Below are 21,036 nucleotides of genomic sequence, written 5' to 3'. Positions count from 1 at the left end.
CGGGGGCGGGCCTGCACGGCACGCCCGGGCGGGTCAGTGGGTCAGTCCCGGTCGCCTTTGCGCAGGAAGGTGGGGATCTCGTAGTCCTTGGGGTCGTAGCTGCTGCCGCTGCGGACGCGGACGATGTTGTCGAGGGTGCCGCTGCCGCGCGACGCGGTCCCGGCGATGGAGGTGGGGCCGTCCCCGAAGCCGGTCGCGATGACGGTGACGCGCACCTCGTCGCCCGCGTTCTCGTCGGGCGTGATGCCGAAGAGGATGTCGGGGTCTTCCTGGCCGGTCGCCTCGCGGATCTTCTCGACGATCTCGTTCGCTTCGTGCATGGACAGGTCGCTGCCGCCCGTGACGTTCACGAGGATGCGGCGCGCGCCCTCGATGCCGCGTTCCAGCAGCGGGCTGTTGATGGCGCTCAGCGCGGCCTCGTCGGCGAGCTTCTCTCCGCGTCCGGTGCCGATGCCCATCAGGACGGCGCCCGCGCCGGACAGCAGGTTGCGGACGTCCGCGAAGTCCACGTTGATCATGCCTTCGACGTTGATGACGTCGCTGATGCCTTTCACGCCGTAGTACAGGACGCGGTCGGCGATCAGGAAGGCGTCGCGCATCGGGGTCTTCTTCTCGATGGCGGCGAGGAGCTTCTGGTTGTTGACGACGATCATGCCGTCCACGCGCTCGGACAGCTTGTGGATGCCTTCCTCGGCGACGCGCTTGCGTTTCGGGCCTTCCATGTCGAAGGGCCGCGTGACGATGCCGACCGTCAGGATGCCCATCTCACGGGCGAGGTCCGCCACGACGGGCGCGCTGCCGGTGCCGGTGCCGCCGCCCATGCCGGCCGTGATGAACAGCATGTCGGTGTCCTCGAGGTACTCCTTGATGCGTTCGCGGTCCTCCATGGCGGCCTTCTCGCCCACCTCGGGGTCCGCGCCCGCGCCGAGACCGCGTGTCAGCCGGTCGCCCAGCTGGATGCGGACCTCGGCGTGGCTCTTGGCCAGAACCTGCGCGTCGGTGTTGCCGGCGATGAACTCCACACCGTCCAGTCCCGATTCAATCATGCGGTTCACGGCGTTGTTGCCCGCTCCGCCCAGACCGATGACTCTGATTTTGGCCGCTTGCATCAATACACTCCTTCAATACGGCGGGCCGCCTCTGACCCGCCGGTCGCTGCACAGGTCCTGGAGATGCCCTGCAGTCGGAAACTCCGCACAGTGTAGCGCACACCCAGACCGGTGAGGTGCCGTCTGTCAGGGGGCTGTGAGGGGCGCGGCGCGCGGGGTGCTCAGCCGACTTCCTTGGGGCCTTTCAGGCCGGTGCGGCCCTCGCGGCCCCGCAGGACGGCGGCCACGTCGCCGGGCGTCACGCCGACCTCCGCCATCGCGAACAGCGTGTGGAAGAGCAGGTCGGCGACCTCGGTGCTCAGCTCGGCGCGCGCGGCGGCCCGCTCGTCGTCCGTGCCGGTCCCGGCATTCTTGGTGGCGAGCAGCACCTCGCCGGACTCCTCCGCGACCTTCTTCAGCACGCGGTCCAGGCCGCCCGCGTGCAGGCGCGCCACGTAACTGCCTTCCGGCAGGGTGTCCAGGCGTTCGCGGATGGTGCCGTACACGCGTTCCAGCACGCCGTCCAGCCCCTGACCCGCGTCCGTCTCCTCTTCCGCTGCGAGGAGCGGCGTGAAGAAGCAGCTGCGTTCGCCGGTGTGGCAGGCGGGACCGTGCTGGTGCACGCGGTACAGGACGCTGTCGCCGTCGCAGTCGAGGGCGACGCTTTCCACGTGCTGCACGTGCCCGCTCGTGAGGCCCTTGACCCACTGCTCGCCGCGCGAACGGCTGTAGTACGTGCCCTGCCGTGTGGCGAGCGTGTGCTGCAGCGCGGCGAGGTCCGCGTACGCCTGCATCAGGACCTCGCCGGTCGCGGCGTCCTGCGTCACGACCGGCACGAGGCCGTCCGGGCCGAACCGCACGCGCGTCAGGTCCGGGGTGGCCGGGGTGGGGGGGAGGGCAGGGTCGGGGGTGGTCATACGTCGCTCCAGGCGGGGCGGACGTTCAGGCCCCGCTGTTTCAGTTCGGCCTTCACGCCGTTCACGGTCAGTTCGCCGAAATGGAAGACGCTCGCGGCGAGCGCGGCGTCCGCGTGCCCTTCGGTCAGCACGTCGTAGAAGTCCTGCACGCGGCCCGCGCCGCCCGACGCGATGACCGGCAGGTTCACGGCGTCGCTCACGGCGCGCGTGGCCTGCAGGTCGAAGCCCGCACGGGTCCCGTCGGCGTCCATCACGTTCAGGCACAGTTCGCCCGCCCCGAGCCGCTCGCCCTCCTGCGCCCACGCGAGCAGGTCGAGGCCCGTGTCGATGCGGCCGCCGCCCACGAAGACGTTCCAGCCGCTCCCGTCCGGGCGGCGTTTGGCGTCGATGCTGAGCACCACGCACTGCGCGCCGAAATGGTCGCTGGCCTCCCGGATGAGCTGCGGGCGGCGCACGGCGCTGCTGTTCACGCTGATCTTGTCGGCTCCGGCGAGCAGCAGCTGCCGGAAGTCCGCCACACTCTCGACGCCGCCGCCCACCGTGAGCGGCATCATGACGGCCTCCGCGACGCGCGCGGCGACGTCCAGCATGAGTTTGCGGCCCTCGTGCGTGGCGGTGATGTCGTAGAAGACCAGTTCGTCGGCCTGCTGCTGCTCGTAGGCCTGCGCGAGGGTCAGGGGGTCGCCCGCGTCACGGTGGTCCTCGAAGAACCGGACGTTCTTGACGACCCGTCCGTTCTGGACGTCCAGGCAGGGAATGATGCGCTTGGTCAACACAGCGAGCAGTGTAGCGGCCCGTGCCGCCCCGGCCGGGGGGGAGGTCTACATTCGCGCGCCGCGGGCAGGCGGCCGGGCCTGCGCGTGCGGTTGGACGCGGTACAGCGCGGCCGTGCGCGTCATCAACTAGGACACTTGTCTCACTTGACGTTCACTGTGAATGTTAATCTTGGATAAAGGTTTTCAAGGTTCCTTAAGGAAAAGGAGCTGCCGGATCACAGCGGAAGGGCCGCGCGCGGGAAGGGGGAAGCGATGGGTGGACGCAAGCGACAGGTGCTGCTGGTCGACGACAATCCGAACGACCTGGAGCTCGCCCTGGAAGTGCTGGGGCAGGACTCCGACGGTCCAGAGGTCGTCACGGCCCAGGGCGGCCCCGAAGCGCTCGCGTACCTGCACACACACCGCGACGACCGCCACCGCCGCCCCAGCCTCGTGCTGCTCGACCTGAACATGCCGCAACTCGACGGACTCGGCGTGCTGGACGCCATCCGCGCCGACGAGAAACTCCACGACATTCCCGTCGTGATGCTCACCACCAGCCGCGAACAGAAGGACATCCAGGCCGCGTACCGGCGCGGCGCGAACGGCTACCTCGTCAAACCGCCGGACCTGTCCATGTTCGCCGACACGATGCGCGCCACCCTGACCTTCTGGCTCGGCCTGAACCAGATCGCCCAGCCGCACCTCTGATCCGGTTTTGAGCTGAACTCCTGTCGTTCAGCCGAGCGCAGCGAGCGTGAACACCAGATGCCCCGGACTTCGGCAGGGCCGGGTCAGAAGAGGCTGGCCTGGTGCCCGTCCACGCCCGCGCCTTCCGGGTCGGGCGCGTCCGGGTCCGGATGCCAGACCGGCACGCCGCGCGCCTCCAGCGCTTCTCGCAGCACGGGAATGTTGTGCAGCGCGTGCCCCTGCGTGGTGTTCTCGAACAGGATGTAGAGTTCCTCGGCCTCGCCCGCGTCCAGGGCGGCGGCCACCTGGTCCGCCCAGCCCTCCAGTTCCGCGCGGCTGTAGCGGTAGTCGTGGCGCTCGGCGGCGCTCGTGCCTTCCCACCACGTGCCGCCGTTGCGGCCGTGCAGCCGCAGGTACCCGACCTCGCCCGTCACGTGCAGCTGCGGTTCCGGCATGCCGCCCACCGGTGGGTAGTCGGGACTGACCCACAGCAGGCCGTACTCGGCCATGCCCGCGCGGACTTCCGGGCGGTCCCAGCTGCCGTGCCGGAACTCCACGGCCAGTTCGTGCCCCGCGAAGCGTTCGGCGAGCATGCCGAGGTAACGGCGGTTCTCGGGCGTGCGGTGGAAGGAGTACGGGAACTGCGCGAGGTAAGGCCCCATCAGGCCCGCCTCCCGCAGCGGTTCGGGGCTCTGGAGCATCTGGTCGAAGTCGCTGTCCTGCGGGGTGCGGGCGTGCGTGAACACCTGATGCAGCTTGACGGTGAAGCGCACGCGTCCGGCGCTGCGGGCCGCCATGCCCGCGAAGGCCTTGAGGCCGGGAATGCCGTAGAAGCTGCTGTTGAGTTCCACCACGTCGAAGTGCCGGGCGTAGATGCCGAGGTACTCGGTGCTGCGCGTGCCGGCCGGGTACAGCAGGCCGAGCCAGTCGTCGTTGGAGTACCCGCCGGTGCCGATGTAGACCCGCATGGCGGCATTGTACCGGCGGGCGCGCCTGGGGCCGCGCGGCGTCAAGGAGCGGTGAAGGGCACGGCGGGCGGGCAGGGGCAGGTGGGGCACGCCGTGGGCCGTGCGCCTACAATGGCCTGCATGAGCATTCTGGAAGTGACGTGCCCGGTCTGTGACGAGGTGCTGGAGTTGACGGACACGGACCGTGCCGAGCTGGAGGTCGGGGACGCCATCGTCTGCGACAACTGCAACGCCGAGATGGAAGTGACGGTCAACGACGGCGAGGAGTTCGAGCTGGAACTGCTGGGCATCCTGACGACCTGCCCGAACTGCGGTGAGGAGTTCGACGTGACCGAGGAGATGCTGGGGGACGAGGACGGCGATACCGTGACGTGCCCGCACTGCCACGCGCACATCGAGCTGGAGTTCGAGGACGCGCCGGGCGAGCCCTGACCGCTTCCGGTGACCTCCGTGAATGGAGTGGAGGTTGCCGGGCGTGTGAGCGCGTGTGGTCTGTCCGGGGCGGGTCGTTCCGGTCGCCCTGGGCGAATTTCTGTCTAGACACCTTTCAATCGAATCTGTTTTAGTCTGGTAACTTTACATGCGAAAAGGTTCGGGGGTGAACGGCAACTGCCGCACACGCAGGCTGGGGACACCAGCCGCCCACCCCGACCAGCGAGGTCAACATGGCGATCATCAAATTCGAAAGTCCCGAAAGCGGCGCGATCATCGAACTGGAGAACCCCGAACTGGGCGAACTGGTCCTCGACGAAGACACCGGCACCGAACTGGAAGTCGTGAGCATCGACCCCCCCCGCCTCGCCCCGGCCCCCCAGGAAGCCGAGGACTGGGGAGAATAAGCCCCGGACCGCGCCCCGCCCGCGCAGCCACAGACCCCCAAGCCCCCCACGCGCTCCGGAAGAACGACACCCGCGACCCCGGCAGAGCGCACCCCGCCCCGCAGCCGTGGGCTCCGGACCACCCCCCACACGGGCGGACCGGAGCCCACCGCTCATGGAGACCACCATGGCAGACCTCGCCGTCCTCTACGACCGCATCCGGCCCGACGAGCGCATGCTCTTCGAAGCCCTCGACGACCTCGGCGTGCCCTACGACAAGGTCTACACCCCCCAGCTCCGCCTCACCTTCGACGCCGCCGGGCAGGCCCAGGTGCCCTGGAAGGTCGCCATCGAACGCTGCGTCTCCCAGTCACGCGGACACGGCGTCACCCGCGCCCTCGAAGCGTTCGGCGTGCGCGTCATCAACCCCTCGGACGTCATCGAACTGTGCGGCGACAAGCTCGCCACCAACGCCCGCCTGCACCACGAAGGCGTCCCCACCCCCCGCACCGGCGTCGCCTTCGACGGCGAGACCGCCCTCGCCCTCATCGAAGACATCGGCTACCCCGTCGTCCTCAAACCCACCGTGGGCAGCTGGGGCCGCATGGTCAGCAAACTCAACGACCGCGACGCCGCCGAAGCCGTCATCGAACACAAGGAAGTGCTCGGCGGACCGCAGCACGGCATCTTCTACATTCAGGAACTCATCCGCAAGCCCGACCGCGACATCCGTGCCTTCGTGATCGGCGGACAGTGCATCGGCGCCATCTACCGCACCTCCGAACACTGGATCACCAACACCGCCCGCGGCGCCAAAGCCAGCAACTGCCCCGTCACGCCCGACATCGCCGAACTGGCCGTCCGGGCCGCCGCCGCCGTGCACGGCCAGATCGTCGCCATCGACCTGATGGAAGACCCTGAACGCGGCCTGATGGTCATCGAAGTCAACCACACCATGGAGTTCAAGAACTCCGTCAGCACCACCGGCGTCAACATCCCGCGCCTGATGGGCGAATACGCCATCAGCCTGCTGTAAGCAGGTGGCACGGACGTGGACCGGCAGCTTCGGCGGCCGGTCCACGGTTTCGTGTCGCGTGGGTCTGCCACGCGGCACCGCACGGTCAGCCCCCACGTTCTTTTCATTCGACAGATTTTAGATCATACAACTTTCAATCTGAAGCGTGGCGCTGTGCTTTACTGTCAGGCGTGACTTCCTCAGAACGACTTTCCGTCGCCATCGTGGGCGGCTCCGGCTACGCGGGCGGCGAGTTCCTGCGCCTCGCCCTGGCCCACCCCAACCTGCACGTGACCCAGGTGACGTCCGAGCGCAACGCGGGCAGCCCCGTGCACTTCGTTCACCCCAACCTGCGCGGACTGTGCAACCTGAAGTTCCGCAAAATGGCCGACCTGGAGGCCGCCGACGTCGTGGTGCTGGCCCTCCCGCACGGCAGCGCGGCCGGAAAGATCGCGCAGTTCGAGGGCTTGGGCAAGACCATCATCGACCTGTCCGCCGACTTCCGCATCAAGGACCCGGCCCTGTACCAGCAGTATTACGGCGAGGCACACCCCGCCCCCGAGCGGCTGAGCGAGTGGGTGTACGGCAACCCCGAACTGCACCGCGAGGAACTGGTGGGCGCGACCCGCATCGCGTGCGCCGGGTGTTTCGCCACGTCCGTCATCCTGGCGCTGTACCCGCTGCTGAAGCTCGGCGTGGTGCTCGGCAAGGACATCATCGCGACGGGCCTCGTGGGCAGCAGCGCCGCCGGGGCCAGCAGCACCGACGCCTCGCACCACCCGGAGCGCGAGGGGAGCCTGCGCGTCTACAAGCCCGTCGGGCACCGCCACACGGCCGAAGCGCAGCAGGAGCTGCCCGGCAACTTCCCGCTGCACCTCACGGCGATCAGCACGCCCCGCGTGCGCGGCATCCTGACGACCGCGCACGTGTGGGTGCCGGACGGGTACAGCGAGCGCGACGTCTGGAGCGCGTACCGCGAGGTGTACGGCGACGAGCCGTTCATCCGCATCGTGAAGGTCGGCAAGGGCATTCACCGTTACCCGGACCCCAAGCTGCTTGACGGCACGAACTTCTGCGACATCGGCTTCGAGATGGACAACGACTCGGGCCGCGTCGTCCTGATGTCCGCCATCGACAACCTCGTGAAAGGCACGGCCGGGCACGCCATGCAGAGCCTGAACATCGCGCGCGGCTGGGAGGAACGCACCGGCCTGGGCTTCGCCGGACTGCACCCCGCGTGACGCCCGCCCTGTCCGTCGTGCTCGGCTCCACCAACCCCGCCAAGCTGAAGCCCGTGCAGGCCGTGTTCGGGGACCTGTACCCCGGCGCGCGCGTGACGGGCGTGAACGTGCCGTCCGGCGTGCCGGAACAGCCGGTGGGGGAGGAGGAGACGCTGGCCGGCGCCGTGAACCGCGCGCGCGCAGCGCATGCCGCCCTGCCGGACGCCACGTACGGGGTGGGGCTGGAGGGCGGCGTGCGGTTCGACGCTTCCGGCTGCTGGCTGTTCGGCGCGGTGGCCGTCACGGACGGCACGCGCTGCGAGGTGGGCCGCACCGCCGAACTGCGCCTCCCGCCGCAGGTCGCGTCGCGCCTCCGGGCGGGCGAGGAGCTCGGGCCGGTCATGGACGCCCTGAGCGGCCAGCACAACATCAAGCAGAAGGCGGGCACGGTCGGCTTCCTGACGGGCGGGCTGCTGTCCCGCGCGGACGTGTGGCAGATGGGGCTGACGCTCGCCATGGCGCCCTTCCTGAACGCGGACCTGTTCGGGCGCTGAGAGGGATTCTGGAGGGGCGGGCCGGGCGTGTGTCCGGCCTGCCCCTCGTGCTATATCCCCGACCTGACCTGTCAAATGAAATACAAAACGCTGTAATAGTTTCCGTGTGATATCCTTCCGGTATGACCCAGGCCGCCCCCACCGCCACCCACCCCACCATCATCAAAGTCGGCGGCAGCGCCGGCATCGACTACGACGCCGTCTGCGCCGACATCGCCGCCCTCTGGAAGGCCGGGCAGCGCCTCGTCCTCGTCCACGGCGGCAGCGGCGAAACCAACCGCGTCGCCGAAGCGCTCGGTCACCCCCCGCGCTTCGTCACCAGCCCCAGCGGCTACACCAGCCGCTTCACCGACCGTGAAACCCTCGAAATCTTCGAGATGGTCTACTGCGGCAAGATGAACAAAGGCATCGTCGAACGCCTCCAGCGCCTCGGCGTGAACGCCGTCGGCCTGTCCGGCCTCGACGGCCGCATCTTCGAGGGCCGCCACAAGGACAGCGTCCGCATCGTCGAGAACGGCAAGACCAAGGTCCTGCGCGGCGACCACACCGGCACCGTCGAACGCGTCAACACCGCCCTCATCGACCTGCTGCTCGGCGCGGGCTACCTGCCCGTCCTCACGCCGCCCGCCAGCAGCTACGACGGCGTCGCCATCAACGTCGACGGGGACCGCGCCGCCGCCGCCCTCGCCGTCGCCATGCACGCCGACGCCCTCCTGCTCCTCAGCAACGTGCCGGGCCTCCTGCGCAACTACCCCGACGAGAGCAGCCTCATCACGCACATCCCCGCCGCCGACGTGGAACAGTACCTGGAGTTCGCGCAGGACCGCATGAAGAAAAAAGTGCTCGGCGCGGCCGAAGCCGTCGCGGGCGGCGTGAAACGCGTCATCTTCGGAGACGCCCGCGCCGGACAGCCGGTCAGCGCCGCGCTCGGCGGAGCAGGCACGGTGGTGAGCTAACAGGCTGATACGAGGCGAAGCAGAATGGCGCGCATCTTCTCGAAGCCGTCCAGGTCGTCGTGCCGGTGGCACCAGACCGCCAGGATCAGCGCGTCGAGGGACCGCACAGCTGCCAGAAACTGCGCTTCGTCCGGCGTCCACTCGCGTCCGTAGCCGTGCTGGAAGGCTTGCAGCAGGGCCTCGCCGTTCTCCTGCACGCTCAGGTCGTTGATCATCTTCGCCACGTCCAGCACGGCGGGGCCGGGGCGGGCCATCTCGGTGTCGATGACGGTCAGCCGGGTGCCGTCCCACAGCCAGTTGCGTGCGGTGTAGTCGGCGTGCCGCAGCACCACGCCGGGAAAGGAGCCGCGCAGCAGCTCACGCGCCTGCCGTGCCACCTCCCGGATCTGCGCGTCCGGCAGCACGCCTTCTGCACGCGGAAGGTAGCGGTCCATCAGGTTCTGCAGGTCGCCGCGCCCGTCGTCGAAGATCAGGCCGCGCGGGGCCGCGTCGTGCAGCCGCCTCAGGGCCACGCCCGCCGCCCGGTACATTGCCTCGGTCTGCGGCTGACCGAGGGCCAAAGCAGCCGGAACCCGCTCCAGCACCAGTTCCAGTCGCTCAGCGTCGGTCTGGAGCAGCTCCGGAAGCAGCCCGGTGTGTGCCCAGACCGCGTACCCGTACCGCTCCCTGGCGTGTTTTCTCAGCTCCCGGTGCCGCTTGAGCACGGCCTTGCGCCCCTGCCAGCGGGCGGCATACACCTGCGCCTCTCCATGGTTCCAGCCGATGGATTCGCCCACTTCCAGTTCCGGCATGCCCGCAGCGTAGCGGTGGCAGGTGCGGGGCCGCATCGGTCATCTGGCGGAGGTGAGGAGCGAACCCGCTACACTCTGGCCTGTGACTGTGCGTTCTGCCCGGAAATACAAGCTGCCCGCGCCGCCTCCGGGGGCGCTGGGGGCGGCGCAGGTGCTGGCGCTGCTGCAGCGTCAGGGGGGCCGGGAGTTCCTGGCGACGGTGTACTTCGGCGGTGAGATGAAGGGCGTGTACCGGTTGACGGCGCGCGGTGAGAACGTGCGGGCGCAGGGGCCGTCCGGGACGGTCAGCGAGCTGGACGCCGCGGGCTTCTCGGACCTGTTCGGGCGGTACCATTTCGTGGACCTTCAGCCGAGCGGTGTGCTGACGGACCTGGGGCCGCTGTTCGGCTGAGCGTTCAGCGGTAGCGTTCCTGCAGGATCTGCAGGTGTGCCCGCTCGTGCCCGAGCAGCATGAAGGCGAGGGAGCGCACGGTGACGCTCTGCCCGCTCGCCACGCCCCGGCCCTCCCAGGCGGCGTCCGGCAGGTGGGTCAGCCACGACAGGTGGCCTGCACGTACCGTCTCGAATTCGGTCAGCAGGTCCGGCAGGCGGTACGTGCCGAAGTCGGTGGTCGCCATCCAGTCGTCCTGCTCGAAGCCGGGCAGGGGAGAGGTGTCGGCCCGCGCGAACGACAGGGCGCGGTATCCGAAGACGCGTTCAGTGTCGGTCATGTGGCCCAGCACCTGCCGGACCGTCCACTTGCCGGGCGCGTAGGCGTGGTCCGGCCGGTCCGCGAAGGCCAGCAGGGCGGCGCGCGTGACGGGCGCCTGCGCCTGCATGGCGGCCAGCACGTCCGTTTCGGGCACGAGGTTCACGTAGCGGGCGTGGAATTCGCTGTGGTCGCCGGGTTGCGGTCGGGTGGGGGGTGGGGTCATGGGGTGGGGTCCTCCGGGCGGAGCAGGTGGGGGGACAGGGCGGGCCACTCGTCCGTCTGGTCGGCCGCGTCCGGCCAGTTCTCCTTGCCGCTCCACTCGCTGATCTGCAGGCGGTACACGCTGGTGCGGGCGAGGTCGTCGTCGCTGATGGGTTTCATGTCGGTGCCGGGCCGCAGCTGCGGGAACATCCTGGCGCACAGGTCGGTCAGGGCGTGCCGGGCGTCGTCGCCGTCCAGCAGCGTGACGGGCCCGAACGCGATGACGGAGCGGTACTGGATGCTCAGTTCGAGCGGATGGTTGGACGGGAGCAGGCGGCCGAACTCGGACGCCTCGAAGCACACGTGCTCGTCGCGGTCGTGGGCGCGGTCGGCGTTGGCGCGCAGGCGGCCCGCCAGATTGGAATGAAAGATGAGGTCGTGCGTGGCGGGCCGGTACACGAAGGTCGTCGGGTTGATGAACGCCCAGTCGTCCCAGCGGGTCGCGACGCGGCACACCTGCAGGCGTGAGAGCAGCGCCGCGGTCCACGCGTCGTCGCGGCGGTTGCCGGGCCTGCGGCTCAGGGTGGGGGAGCGCGTGGCGGGGTCGTAGTAGCTCACGTCAGCCCCTTGGAGAAGTGGTGCGCGCCGATGTCGAACCCGAACTTCAGGTACAGCCGGTGCGCCGGGAACCGCTGCACGCCCGAATCGAGGTGCAGTTCCTCGCAGTCCAGCGCGCGCGCCTCCGCCTGCGCCCAGTCCAGCAGGGCGCGTGCCAGGCCGCGCCCACGGTACTCGGGGCGGGTGCTGAGGTCGTCGACGTACAGGGTGCGGCCCGCGTACAGCAGCGTCATGACGCGCACACCCATCACGGCGGCCGCGTCCGCGTCGCCGTCCACAAACGCACCCACCAGCCGGTACCCTTCCGGGTGCGTGCCGACCCAGCGGACGAACGCGTCCGGCGTGGCGAGCGGCGGACGGTGACCGCGCAGGGCGTGCATGGCGGCGTACCCGCGCGCCACGTCCGCGCCAGTCAGTTCGCGCAGGTGCGCGGCGGGGGACGGTGGGCCTGCGGCGGGGTCCGGGCGGGTCATGCCTGATCTTGGCACAAGTCGCTGGCGGGTGATGACTGGTTCATCACCCCGAGCAGAGCGAGCCGCCAGCTCCTTACCTCGCAGGTGCGGGTGCGGGGCGTGTCATCATTCGGCATGCGAACCCGTCCTGCTGCTGTCGTTGTGGGGTCCGGACCGAACGGTCTGGCGGCCGGAATCACGCTCGCGCGCGCAGGATGGCGCGTCACGCTGCACGAGGGGGCAGGCCGGGTGGGCGGCGCGCTCGGCAGTGAGGCGCTGACGCTGCCGGGCTTCGTGCATGACGTGGGGAGCGCCATTCACCCGCTGGGGGTGGCGTCGCCGTTCATGCGGTCCCTGCCGCTCGCCCGCTTCGGGCTGGAGTGGGTGCAGCCGCCCGCCGCGCTCGCTCACCCCCTGGAGGACGGCGCGGTCCTGATGTACCGCAGCCTGGAGGAGACGGCGGCGGGCCTGGGCGCGGACGAGGGCGCGTACCTGCGCCTGATGCGGCCCCTGGTGGACGGGTGGCACGGCCTGCTGGACGACACGCTCCGGCCGCTGCTGCACGTCCCGGCGCACCCGGTGACGCTCGCGCGCTTCGGGCTGCGGGCGCTGCCGGGCGTGTCGACGCTGGCGCGCGCGGCGTTCAGGACGCCGCAGGCGCGGGCGCTGCTGGCGGGCCTGGCGGCGCATTCGGGCCTGCCGCTGTCCGTGCCGGGCACGTCGGCGTTCGGGTTGATGCTGGGCGTGACGGGGCACGCGGTCGGGTGGCCGTTCCCGCGTGGGGGCGCGCAGTCGTTCGCGGACGCGCTCGCGGGCCTGTTCACCGAGCTGGGCGGCGAGATCCGCCTGAACGCGCCCGTGACGGACCTGCGCGACCTGCCGGACGTGGACGCGGTGCTGCTCGATACGTCCGTGCCGGGCTTCGTGCGGCTCGCGGGCGACGCGCTGCCGGGCGCCGTGGCGGCGAAACTGGCGCGCTTCCGGCCGGGACCGGGGGCATTCAAGGTGGATTACGCGCTGTCGGGACCGGTGCCGTGGCGGGACCCGCGCACGGCACTGGCCGGGACGGTGCACCTGGGTGGCACACTGGAGGAGCTGGAGCTGGCGGAGCGCGCGCCGCACGAGGGGCGGGTGGCGGCGCGGCCGTACGTGCTGGTGGCGCAGCAGAGCCTGTTCGACCGGACGCGCGTGCCGGGGGCGGGGGAGACGCTGTGGGCGTACGTGCACGTCCCGAACGGGTTCGAGGGAGACGCGCTCGCGGAGCTGGAGGGGCAGCTGGAGCGCTTCGCGCCGGGCTTCGCGTCGCGGGTGCTGGCGCGGCACGTGAGTACGCCTGCGGCCCTGCAGGGCTGGAATCCGAACCTGCGGGGCGGGGACGTGGGGGGCGGCGCGAACACGCTGTGGCAGGTGCTGGCGCGGCCGGTGCTGAGTGCCGTGCCGTACCGGACGCCGCTGCGGGGCGTGTACCTGTGCAGCGCGAGTACGCCGCCGGGCGGCGGGGTGCACGGCATGGCGGGCTTCCTGGCGGCGCGGGCCGCGATGCACGACCGGCGCTGACCCGGACTCCGGTCGCATCCCGTGGGACGTGTGGACGCGATCCGGGTGGACCGCAGCTGGTATCAAACGTAAAGTATTTGACACGTTTAACTTCCGAACGCATACTGTGCGTCACGGCGGCCCCCCCCCCGCACCCCACCCGCACGGCCACAGGTGTTCCTGACCGACACTCTGCCCGCCCCGCCCCACCTACACTGAACGCACAGCCCCACCCGGGCCCAAGGAGGCAACATGACCGTCACCGATCACCCCCAGCAGGACTGGCTGGCCGACGAACAGCGCTACGACAGCGGCGTCTACCACAAGCACCAGGTCGTCATGACCCGCGCCGAAGGCGCCACCGTCTGGGACAGCACCGGCCGCGAATACATCGACTGCGTCGGCGGCTACGGCGTCGCCAACGTCGGCCACAGCAACCCCGACGTGGTCGCCGCCATCCGCGAACAGGCCGGCAACCTCATCGTCATGCCGCAGACGCTCCCCAACGACAAACGCGCCGAATTCCTCACCGAACTCGTCAGCGTCCTCCCGCAGGGCCTCGACCGCGTCTTCCTGTGCAACAGCGGCACCGAGGCGATGGAAGCCGCCAGGAAATTCGCCATCACCGCCACCGGCCGCACCCGCTTCGTCAGCATGAAGCGCGGCTTCTCCGGCCGCACCCTCGGCGCCCTGGCGCTCACCTGGGAACCCAAGTACCGCGAACCCTTCGGCGCCGCCGTCGACAACGAACACGTGTCCTTCGTCACGTACGGCAACATCGACGAACTGCGCGCCGCCATCACCGAGGACGTCGCCGCCGTCATCATGGAACCCGTCCAGGGCGAAGGCGGCGTCCGCCCCGGCAACGCCGAATTCATCCGCGAGGCCCGCCGCCTCACCCGCGAGAAGGGCGCGCTGCTCATCATGGACGAGATCCAGACGGGCTTCTGCCGCACCGGCAAGATGTTCGCCACCGAACACTTCTGCGCCGAGCCGTGCCGGAACGCCGACGGCATCCGCTGCGGCTGCGAGGCCGCCGACGAGTGCCAGGTCGTCCCCGACGGCATGACGCTCGCCAAGGCCATGGCGGGCGGCGTCCCCATCGGCGCCTTCGTCATGACCTCCACCGTCGCCGACCGCATGCCCGCCGGCGGGCACGGCACCACCTTCGGCGGCAACCCGCTCGCCATGGCCGCCGGCGTCGCCGCCATCCGCTTCATGAAGCGCGAGAACCTCGCCCAGCAGGCCGCCGACAAGGGCGCGTACTTCATGGAGAAGCTGCGCGGCATCAAGTCCAGCAAGATCCGCGAAGTGCGCGGCATGGGCCTCATGATCGGCGTGGAACTCAAGGAGAAGAGTGCCCCGTACATCGCCGCCCTCGAACACGACGAGGCCGTCCTGACGCTGCAGGCCACGCCGCTCGTCGTGCGCTTCCTGCCGCCCCTCACCATCAGCCGCGAGCAGATCGACGCGGTCGTCGCCGCCTTCGAACGCGTCCTCACCGCCGAGAAGTAACTCCCGGCTCCCGCTCGTCCCTCGCCGCCCCGGTCCCCTGAGGTCCGGGGCGGTGTCGTGTCCGGCGACCGTGACCATCTGGCGTACGCCAGCGCACCGATGCGCCGCGCCCCACCCCTCGCCTACAGTCTGGGCGTGGCCGCGAACGCCGCCGCGCCCCCTTCCGGCACCCCTCGCTCGGACGCGCGCTCCCGGACGGAGTGCCGCCGGAAGGCCCGGCCCGCCGCGCGCGTGGCTACAGAACGTGAGCGGCTGGCCTGAACGTGTGGGCGCGTGCAAGTCGGTGGTCAACCGGAACCCGGAGGCGGGATAAGCCTCCGGGTTCATTTCCGTCTTCCCGTCCTGCCGTGCGGCTCTCCCGGCGGTGCCCGGGTAGGCACCCTCACGCGCGGCTGTTAGCCTGCTGGCATGCTCGACCCCCGCGCCCTGCCGTTTGCTGCCGACGTTCACTCCGACGCCCGCCCCGCGCGCCGATTGACCTGGGATTCCCGTGAGGCGGGACCGGACGTGGCGTTCGTGGCGCTGCCCGGCGAGGCCATGCACGGGAACCGCTTCGTGCAGGCGGCCCTGGATGCGGGCGCGCCGTTCGTCCTGACGGACCTGGACGTGCCGCGTGCCGTGCGCGTGCCGGACGCGCAGGCGGCCCTGCTGGCGTGGGCGCAGCACGAACGCGCGCGCGCCTCCCTGGTGGTCGGCATCACCGGCACGGCCGGCAAGACCACCGCGAAGAGTTACGCGGCGGCCGCGCTGGACGCGGCGTACCTGCCGGTGTTCAACACGCCGCCCGCCATCGCCACCTTCCTGATCGAGCACGGCGCGTCCGGGCGGCCCCTGGTGGTCGAGATGGGCATCGACCGGCTGGGCGAGATGGCGGAACTCGTGGAGCTGGTGCGGCCGGATGTGGGCGTGATCACCAGCATCGGCGCGGCGCACCTGGAGGGCCTGGGCAGCGTGGAGAACATCGTGCGCGAGAAGGGCGTGATCCTGGGCGCGCGGGAGCGGCTGGTGGGCGTGCAGGCAGGCCCCTATTACCCGGGCGTGCCGACGTACGGGTTCGGGGACGCGGTGCATGCCGGTACGGACCTGCGGCTGGACGCGTCCGGTGCCGGGTTCCGGTTCGGTGGGGTGGACGTGACGTTGCCGCAGGCGTCGCGCGTGCAGGCGGAAGCGGCCGTGCTGGGCCTGGAACTCGCGCGCCGCGCGGGCGTGGACCTGCACTCGGCGGCGGAACGCCTGTCGCGCGTGACGGTGCCGGGCGGCCGCTACCGGGTGCTGCCGGGCACCTTCACGGTCATCGACGACGCGTACAACGCCTCGCCGCTCAGCGTGCGCGTGGCGCTCGACGCGCTCTCGGCGCTCCCCACGCCCGCGCCGGGCGGTCGGCGCATCAGCGTGCTGGGCCGCATGCTGGAACTCGGGGAGACGGAACGGGAACTGCACGCCGGGGTGGGCGAGTACGCCCGGCAGCGCGCGGACCTGACGTACGGCGTCGGGGCCTTCGCGGACGAGCTGGGCGAACGCGCGTACCGCAGCGTGCCGGACCTGCTGCCCGCACTGCTGCGGGAGGTGCGGGCGGGCGACGTGGTGCTCGTCAAGGCGTCGCGCGGCATCTCGTGGACGCCGGAACGGCGCGCGCAGGAGGGCGTGGGCCTGGACTCCGTCGTGAACGCCCTGCTCGCGCAGCGGGACGCGACCGCGTGAGCCGCCCGGCCCTGCTCGTCGCGGCGGCCCTGCTGCTGGCCGGGTGCACGCCCACCGTGTCGCCCGCCCGCCCGTCCACGGTCCGGCCCGGCGCGCCCGCACTGCAGGCGAGCTTCTCGGAGAGCGGCGTGCTGTGGCTGGAGGGGGGCCGCGTCACGCTGGCCCGCGCGCCCGCCTACAGGCGCGTGAGCGTGCCGTTGCAGGCGCAGGCGACCGCCGTCGGCTGGCAGACCGCGAACCGCACCGACACGCCCTGGGTGGCGCTCGGCGCGGTCGGCGTGCTCGTCACGGCGGACGCGCGGCCCGTGGTGCTGCAGGCGGGACGCGTCGTCGCGCTCACCGCCACCCGCGCGTACCGCGAGGACGGCAGCACCGTCAGTTACGACGGGACGCCCGGCGCGGGCCTGCTCGGCACGCCGGACGCCACCGTGACCGGCGGTGACGGCCTGGAGTACGCCACGCAGGCCGGGAAGCTGTACCGCGTGGACAGCGGCGGCCAGACGCTCCTGAGCACCGCCGCCCTCCCGTACCTGTACGCCACGCCCGGCGGCGCGGCCACCTCCAACGCCCCCACTGCCGTCACCGCCAGCGGCAGCTACACCCTGACCGGCACGGCCCTGGAACGCCGGGACGCGGCGGGCGTGCTGCTGGCGTCCGTGCCGCACCCGCCCGGCGTGGTCGGCGCGGTCGGCCCGCTGATCGTGACGCTGCAGCCGGGCGGCACGCTGCGCTTCTTCGCGCCGGAACTGCGTGAACTGACGCCCTGAACCGTTCCCGGTTTCCCGGTCGCCGGGCCTCCGGACGACCGGGACGCGTGGAGGCCGAGCTTCGTGGCAACTGCCCCGCGCCCGTCCGTGCTGCCTGTCCACCGGCCCGCCTGCCGCGCCTGCCCGTGCGTGATACCTTGCCCGCAGCGTATGTCATACCTTTTCCCCTTCGTTCCGGTTCCGGTGGTGCGGCCATGATGGTCGTGGCCGCGCTCGTCTCGTGGTTCCTGGTGGGCCTCCTCATCACGCTCTCCAAACGGTACGGGTGGGGCCAGCCGATCCGGCAGGAAGGCCCGCAGACGCACCTCAAGAAGGAAGGCACGCCCACGGCGGGCGGCATCGGGTTCGTGCTCGCGCTGCTGCTCGTGTGGCTGGGCATGCTGCTCACCGGGCACGGCGGCGGCCGCAGCGAGACGCTGCTGATGCTCGCGGCGCTCGGCATGGGCGTCATCGGGCTGGTGGACGACCTTCTCAAGATCCGTTCGCGCATGGTGGGCGGCAAGAAGGAACTCCTCGCCCGCGAGAAGTTCCCGGCGCAGCTGCTGGTGGGCCTCGCGTTCGCGATCTTCGCCGCGCCGCTCGCGCCGCACGTGTGGCTGCCGGGCCTGGGCCTGTACGGCGACATCGTGCTGTACACCCTGGTGATGGTGGGCGCCGTCAACGCCTTCAACTTCACCGACGGTCTCGACAGCCTGCTGGGCGGCGTGAGCATCATCGTGCTGCTTCCGCTGCTGGGCGTGTCGCCCGTCAGTGTGCTGCTGGTCGGCGCGCTGCTCGGCTTCCTGTGGTTCAACGCGCACCCGGCCCGCGTGTTCATGGGCGACATGGGTTCGCACGCCATCGGCGCGGTCGCGGCAGGCGCGTACATCCTGCACGCCGACGTGTGGATGCTGCCTGTCGCGGCCATCATCCCGGTCGTGGCGGTGCTGAGCGTGGTGCTGCAGGTCGCGTATTTCCGGCGCACCGGCGGCAAGCGCCTGTTCCGCATGAGTCCCATCCAGCATCACTTCGAGGAGCTCGGCTGGCCCGAGACGCACGTCACGTTGCGCTTCTGGCTCGTCACGGCGCTCGGTACGGCCATCGTGTGGGGTCTGCTGCGGACCTTCCCGCCCATGAGCTGACCCGGCGGCCCCGGGGCGGCAGGTCGGCGCGGCGCGGTTCCTTCGGGGTCCGCGCCGCGCTCACGGTTCTTCCCATGCCCGCGCCGCTTTTCGCTACCCTGTCCCCATGACTTTCCTTACTGGCCCGACCCTGATCTACGGCCTGGGCCGCAGCGGACGCGGGGTGGCCCGCTTCCTGGCCCGCGAGGCCCAGGTGGCCGAGTGGTTCGACGCCCGCCCCCAGCCGGAGGACGAGGCCCTGATGACCGAGCTGGGCTTCGCGCGGGGCGACGCGACGCGCCCGTACCGGACCGTGATCGCCGCGCCCGGCGTGCCCATCGACCACCCGGACCTGCAGTCGCTCCGCGAGCACGGCGCGGAGGTGATGGGGGAGGTGGAGGTCGCGTTCCGCGCGCGGCCCGCCCTGCCGGTGGTGGGCGTGACCGGCACGGCCGGCAAGGGCAGCACCACCGTCCTGATCGCGTCGCTGCTGCGCGCGCAGGGCGTGAACGCGCTGGAGGGCGGCAACATCGACCCGCCGCTGCTGGACGTGGTGGACCGCGCCGAGGTGGCCGTCGCGGAACTGAGCAGCTTCCAGCTGGAGCGCGTCCCGACCTTCCGTCCGGCGGTGGCGGTCGTCACGAACCTCGGGGTGGACCACCTGGACCGGCACGGGAGCGTGGAGGCGTACCACGCCGCGAAACGCAACGTGGCGCGCCACCAGACGCCGCGCGACGTGCTCGTGCTGCCGGAAGGTGCGGCCGTGCCGGGCGCGGCCACCGTTCGGCGCTTCACGCCCCTGCGCCTGACGCTCGCGGACGGCCGCGAGGTGCTGCCCGTGCAGGACCTGCCGGAAGGCGTGCATCCCGCCAACGCGGCCGCCGCCGTGCTGGCCGCCGAGGCGATGATGGCTCACCTGGGCCGCCCGCTCGACGTGCCTGCCCTGGCGGGCGCGCTGCGGGAGGCGCGGGCCGTGACAGGCCGTTTCGAGACGGTCGCGCGGCACGGCGAGCTGCGCTTCGTGAACGACAGCATCGCGACGCGCACGCTGGCCGTGCAGGCGGCCCTGCAGCAGGCGGCGCCGCCCGTCGCGTGGCTGGTGGGCGGGCGTGACAAGGGCGCGGAACTGGAGCCCCTGATCGCCGCCGCGCAGGGCAAGGTGTCGCGCGTGATCGGCTTCGGGGAGGACGGTGAACGCTTCGCGCTCGCGCTGGGCCTCCCGTACCTGCTCGTGACCGGCCAGGACGGGACGGACGTGATGCGGCACGCGGTGCAGGCGGCCGTCGGCGCGCTCGGCATGGACGGCGAGCCGCGCGGCACGGTCCTGCTCTCCCCGATCGGGACGAGCTTCGACCTGTACCGCGACTACGCCGAACGCGGGCGGGCCTTCGTGCAGGCCGCGCAGGAGGCCGTGACGGCCCTGGACGGCCCCGCCCGCACCTTCAGCGGCACAGAGGTGGAGGCGTGAGCCTGAACCTCGTGCTGGCGCAGGTGATCCTGCTGATGCTGGGCCTGATCGGCATCTCCACCGCCGAACCGAACATGATTCCCGACCACGCCAGCAAGATCGTGGTCGCGCTCCTCGTGACATTCGCCCTGTCGCGCCTGCGCCCCAAGGCCTTCCTAAGCATGGGGACGGTCGTGTGGGTCGTCACGCTGATCCTGCTGGCGCTCGTCCTCGTGATCGGGGTGGGCACCGAACTGTCGCCCGGCACGAAACGCTGGCTGCGCATCCCGGGCTTCCAGTTCCAGCCGTCGGAGTTCGCGAAGCTCGGCCTGATCCTGCAGATCGCGAGTTTCTTCGCGCGGCGCGGCGTGCAGCACAAGCTGCTGAGCGCCACCCTCATGATCGGCCTGAGCACCCTGCTCGTGCTGCTCGAACCGGACCTGGGCTCCACCGTCCTGATCTTCTCGCTCGGCATCGTGCTGATGTACGCGGCGGGCGTCAAGATGAACAACATCGGCGGCCTGCTGCTCGGCATCTTCCTGATCGCGCTGCCGTTCGGGAGCCTGTACCTGGAACGCCACCCGTACATCCTGGCGCGCGCCACGAGTCACTTCGGGGACGACGTGCAGCCGGGCCTCACGCAGATCGGCATGGCGCACCGCGACCTGGGGTACGGCGGCCTGTGGGGGCAGGGGCCGGACGGGCTGCGGTACACGTACTTCGCGGACCATACGGACGCCATCGCGGCCACGGTGGGCTTCTCGACCGGGCTGCTCGGTGTGACCATGCTGATCTTCGCGTACTGGCTGGTGGTCAGCGCGGCCCTGCAGGTGTCCGAGATGGCGTCCCGCGTGCGGCCCATGACGCCGCAGGTGCACGGCGCGAGCATCCTCGCGACGGGCGCCATGTACATGGTGGTGGGGCAGGCGGTCGTGAATCTCGCGGTGGTGGCGGGCATCTTCCCGGTGACGGGCGTGCCGCTCCCGCTCGTGAGTTACGGGTTCTCCAGCATGCTCACCATGAGTGCCGCGCTCGCCCTGATCCACTCGGCGCTGCGCGAGGTGCGCCGTCACCTGCCGGAGGACGCGGCCGGGGCGCTGCCGGGCGCGGCGCCCACCCCGCCCGAGGGTGCGCCCGTCCCCACCCTCAGCCCGAACGCCGGAGACTGACCGGTCAGCGCGGAGACGCTCGCCCTGCCCGCCGACCTTCTGTCCTGCCTGCCCCCCGACGTCCGCG

The 21,036-nt window shown here is 70.9% G+C and carries 24 protein-coding genes; 16 read left to right on the top strand and 8 right to left on the bottom strand.

Going from position 1 to position 21,036, the window contains the following annotated elements:
• Positions 1-41: 41 nt before the first annotated feature.
• From ftsZ to hisF, 3 genes are all read right to left on the bottom strand, one after another.
• Positions 42-1,109, bottom strand: coding sequence for a cell division protein FtsZ (gene ftsZ, locus IEY33_RS08665; RefSeq protein ID WP_188962333.1), 1,068 nt, complete (start codon positions 1,107-1,109; stop codon positions 42-44).
• A gap of 161 nt (positions 1,110-1,270) precedes the next feature.
• Positions 1,271-2,005 (bottom strand): bifunctional phosphoribosyl-AMP cyclohydrolase/phosphoribosyl-ATP diphosphatase HisIE, encoded by a 735-nt coding sequence (hisIE, locus tag IEY33_RS08660; protein ID WP_188962330.1) that lies wholly within the window; start codon positions 2,003-2,005, stop codon positions 1,271-1,273.
• Complete coding sequence (hisF, locus tag IEY33_RS08655) at positions 2,002-2,781, bottom strand: imidazole glycerol phosphate synthase subunit HisF (RefSeq protein ID WP_188962327.1); 780 nt, start codon at positions 2,779-2,781, stop codon at positions 2,002-2,004. The genes hisIE and hisF overlap by 4 nt, the downstream gene beginning before the upstream one ends.
• 252 nt (positions 2,782-3,033) lie before the next feature.
• Here hisF and IEY33_RS08650 point away from each other — a divergent pair, with 252 nt between their 5' ends.
• On the top strand, positions 3,034-3,471 hold the full coding sequence (locus IEY33_RS08650) for a response regulator (protein ID WP_188962325.1): 438 nt from the start codon (positions 3,034-3,036) through the stop codon (positions 3,469-3,471).
• An 83-nt stretch (positions 3,472-3,554) separates the two neighbouring features.
• Here IEY33_RS08650 and IEY33_RS08645 read toward each other — a convergent pair whose 3' ends face one another.
• Positions 3,555-4,418, bottom strand: a complete 864-nt coding sequence (locus tag IEY33_RS08645) for a DUF72 domain-containing protein (RefSeq protein WP_188962323.1) — start codon at positions 4,416-4,418, stop codon at positions 3,555-3,557.
• Between the two features lie 120 nt (positions 4,419-4,538).
• Here IEY33_RS08645 and IEY33_RS08640 point away from each other — a divergent pair, with 120 nt between their 5' ends.
• The 6 genes from IEY33_RS08640 to IEY33_RS08615 all read left to right on the top strand — a co-directional run bounded on the left by IEY33_RS08640 (position 4,539) and on the right by IEY33_RS08615 (position 8,981).
• The gene (locus IEY33_RS08640; protein ID WP_188962320.1) at positions 4,539-4,850 is read left to right on the top strand and encodes an MJ0042-type zinc finger domain-containing protein; all 312 of its coding nucleotides are present in this window, start codon (positions 4,539-4,541) and stop codon (positions 4,848-4,850) included.
• 233 nt (positions 4,851-5,083) lie between these two features.
• Positions 5,084-5,257, top strand: coding sequence for a lysine biosynthesis protein LysW (gene lysW, locus IEY33_RS08635; protein WP_188962318.1), 174 nt, complete (start codon positions 5,084-5,086; stop codon positions 5,255-5,257).
• A 166-nt stretch (positions 5,258-5,423) separates the two neighbouring features.
• Positions 5,424-6,272 carry a lysine biosynthesis protein LysX gene (gene lysX, locus IEY33_RS08630; protein WP_188962316.1) on the top strand — a complete coding sequence of 283 codons (849 nt, stop codon included), beginning with the start codon at positions 5,424-5,426 and terminating at the stop codon, positions 6,270-6,272.
• A gap of 170 nt (positions 6,273-6,442) precedes the next feature.
• Entirely contained in the window at positions 6,443-7,492 is a 1,050-nt protein-coding gene (gene argC, locus IEY33_RS08625; protein WP_188962313.1) for an N-acetyl-gamma-glutamyl-phosphate reductase, read from the top strand.
• A complete protein-coding gene (yjjX, locus tag IEY33_RS08620; protein WP_229670882.1) occupies positions 7,489-8,025 on the top strand; it encodes an inosine/xanthosine triphosphatase in 537 nt (178 codons plus the stop codon). The genes argC and yjjX overlap by 4 nt, the downstream gene beginning before the upstream one ends.
• A gap of 122 nt (positions 8,026-8,147) precedes the next feature.
• On the top strand, positions 8,148-8,981 hold the full coding sequence (locus IEY33_RS08615; RefSeq protein WP_188962311.1) for a [LysW]-aminoadipate kinase: 834 nt from the start codon (positions 8,148-8,150) through the stop codon (positions 8,979-8,981).
• Here the strand turns inward: IEY33_RS08615 and IEY33_RS08610 are convergent.
• Complete coding sequence (locus IEY33_RS08610) at positions 8,978-9,772, bottom strand: aminoglycoside phosphotransferase family protein (RefSeq protein ID WP_188962308.1); 795 nt, start codon at positions 9,770-9,772, stop codon at positions 8,978-8,980. The genes IEY33_RS08615 and IEY33_RS08610 overlap by 4 nt on opposite strands.
• 82 nt (positions 9,773-9,854) lie before the next feature.
• Between IEY33_RS08610 and IEY33_RS08605 the strand changes: the two genes are divergently transcribed.
• Positions 9,855-10,163 carry a hypothetical protein gene (locus tag IEY33_RS08605; RefSeq protein ID WP_229670881.1) on the top strand — a complete coding sequence of 103 codons (309 nt, stop codon included), beginning with the start codon at positions 9,855-9,857 and terminating at the stop codon, positions 10,161-10,163.
• A gap of 4 nt (positions 10,164-10,167) precedes the next feature.
• Here the strand turns inward: IEY33_RS08605 and IEY33_RS08600 are convergent, their stop codons facing one another.
• From IEY33_RS08600 to IEY33_RS08590, 3 genes are read right to left on the bottom strand one after another with little or no spacing between them, the layout of a single operon-like run.
• Positions 10,168-10,686, bottom strand: a complete 519-nt coding sequence (locus tag IEY33_RS08600) for a DinB family protein (protein WP_188962306.1) — start codon at positions 10,684-10,686, stop codon at positions 10,168-10,170.
• Complete coding sequence (locus tag IEY33_RS08595; protein ID WP_188962303.1) at positions 10,683-11,282, bottom strand: pyridoxamine 5'-phosphate oxidase family protein; 600 nt, start codon at positions 11,280-11,282, stop codon at positions 10,683-10,685. Before IEY33_RS08595 ends, IEY33_RS08600 begins: the two co-directional genes overlap by 4 nt.
• Positions 11,279-11,755 (bottom strand): GNAT family N-acetyltransferase, encoded by a 477-nt coding sequence (locus tag IEY33_RS08590; RefSeq protein WP_188962300.1) that lies wholly within the window; start codon positions 11,753-11,755, stop codon positions 11,279-11,281. The genes IEY33_RS08595 and IEY33_RS08590 overlap by 4 nt, the downstream gene beginning before the upstream one ends.
• A gap of 114 nt (positions 11,756-11,869) precedes the next feature.
• On the opposite strand from IEY33_RS08590, the gene IEY33_RS08585 reads away from it, so the two are divergent.
• From IEY33_RS08585 to IEY33_RS08550, 8 genes are all read left to right on the top strand, one after another.
• Positions 11,870-13,291, top strand: a complete 1,422-nt coding sequence (locus IEY33_RS08585) for a phytoene desaturase family protein (protein ID WP_188962298.1) — start codon at positions 11,870-11,872, stop codon at positions 13,289-13,291.
• Positions 13,292-13,522: 231 nt separating this feature from the next.
• A complete protein-coding gene (locus tag IEY33_RS08580; protein ID WP_188962296.1) occupies positions 13,523-14,785 on the top strand; it encodes an aminotransferase class III-fold pyridoxal phosphate-dependent enzyme in 1,263 nt (420 codons plus the stop codon).
• 57 nt (positions 14,786-14,842) lie between these two features.
• A complete protein-coding gene (locus IEY33_RS08575) occupies positions 14,843-15,046 on the top strand; it encodes a hypothetical protein (RefSeq protein WP_188962293.1) in 204 nt (67 codons plus the stop codon).
• 147 nt (positions 15,047-15,193) lie between these two features.
• Positions 15,194-16,486, top strand: coding sequence for a UDP-N-acetylmuramoyl-tripeptide--D-alanyl-D-alanine ligase (gene murF, locus IEY33_RS08570; protein WP_188962291.1), 1,293 nt, complete (start codon positions 15,194-15,196; stop codon positions 16,484-16,486).
• A complete protein-coding gene (locus IEY33_RS08565; protein ID WP_188962288.1) occupies positions 16,483-17,253 on the top strand; it encodes a hypothetical protein in 771 nt (256 codons plus the stop codon). The genes murF and IEY33_RS08565 overlap by 4 nt, the downstream gene beginning before the upstream one ends.
• Before the next feature lie 194 nt (positions 17,254-17,447).
• Positions 17,448-18,374 (top strand): phospho-N-acetylmuramoyl-pentapeptide-transferase, encoded by a 927-nt coding sequence (locus IEY33_RS08560; RefSeq protein ID WP_188962286.1) that lies wholly within the window; start codon positions 17,448-17,450, stop codon positions 18,372-18,374.
• A 106-nt stretch (positions 18,375-18,480) separates the two neighbouring features.
• Positions 18,481-19,821: a UDP-N-acetylmuramoyl-L-alanine--D-glutamate ligase gene (gene murD / locus IEY33_RS08555; RefSeq protein WP_188962284.1), complete on the top strand. Its 1,341-nt coding sequence runs from the start codon at positions 18,481-18,483 to the stop codon at positions 19,819-19,821.
• Positions 19,818-20,969, top strand: coding sequence for an FtsW/RodA/SpoVE family cell cycle protein (locus tag IEY33_RS08550; RefSeq protein WP_188962281.1), 1,152 nt, complete (start codon positions 19,818-19,820; stop codon positions 20,967-20,969). The genes murD and IEY33_RS08550 overlap by 4 nt, the downstream gene beginning before the upstream one ends.
• Positions 20,970-21,036 lie beyond the last annotated feature (67 nt).

Source organism: Deinococcus aquiradiocola (genome assembly GCF_014646915.1).
GTDB classification, from domain to species: Bacteria; Deinococcota; Deinococci; order Deinococcales; family Deinococcaceae; genus Deinococcus; species Deinococcus aquiradiocola.
The sequence above is the reverse complement of the archived record's forward strand: the minus strand, read 5'-3'. Positions and strand labels throughout refer to the sequence as shown.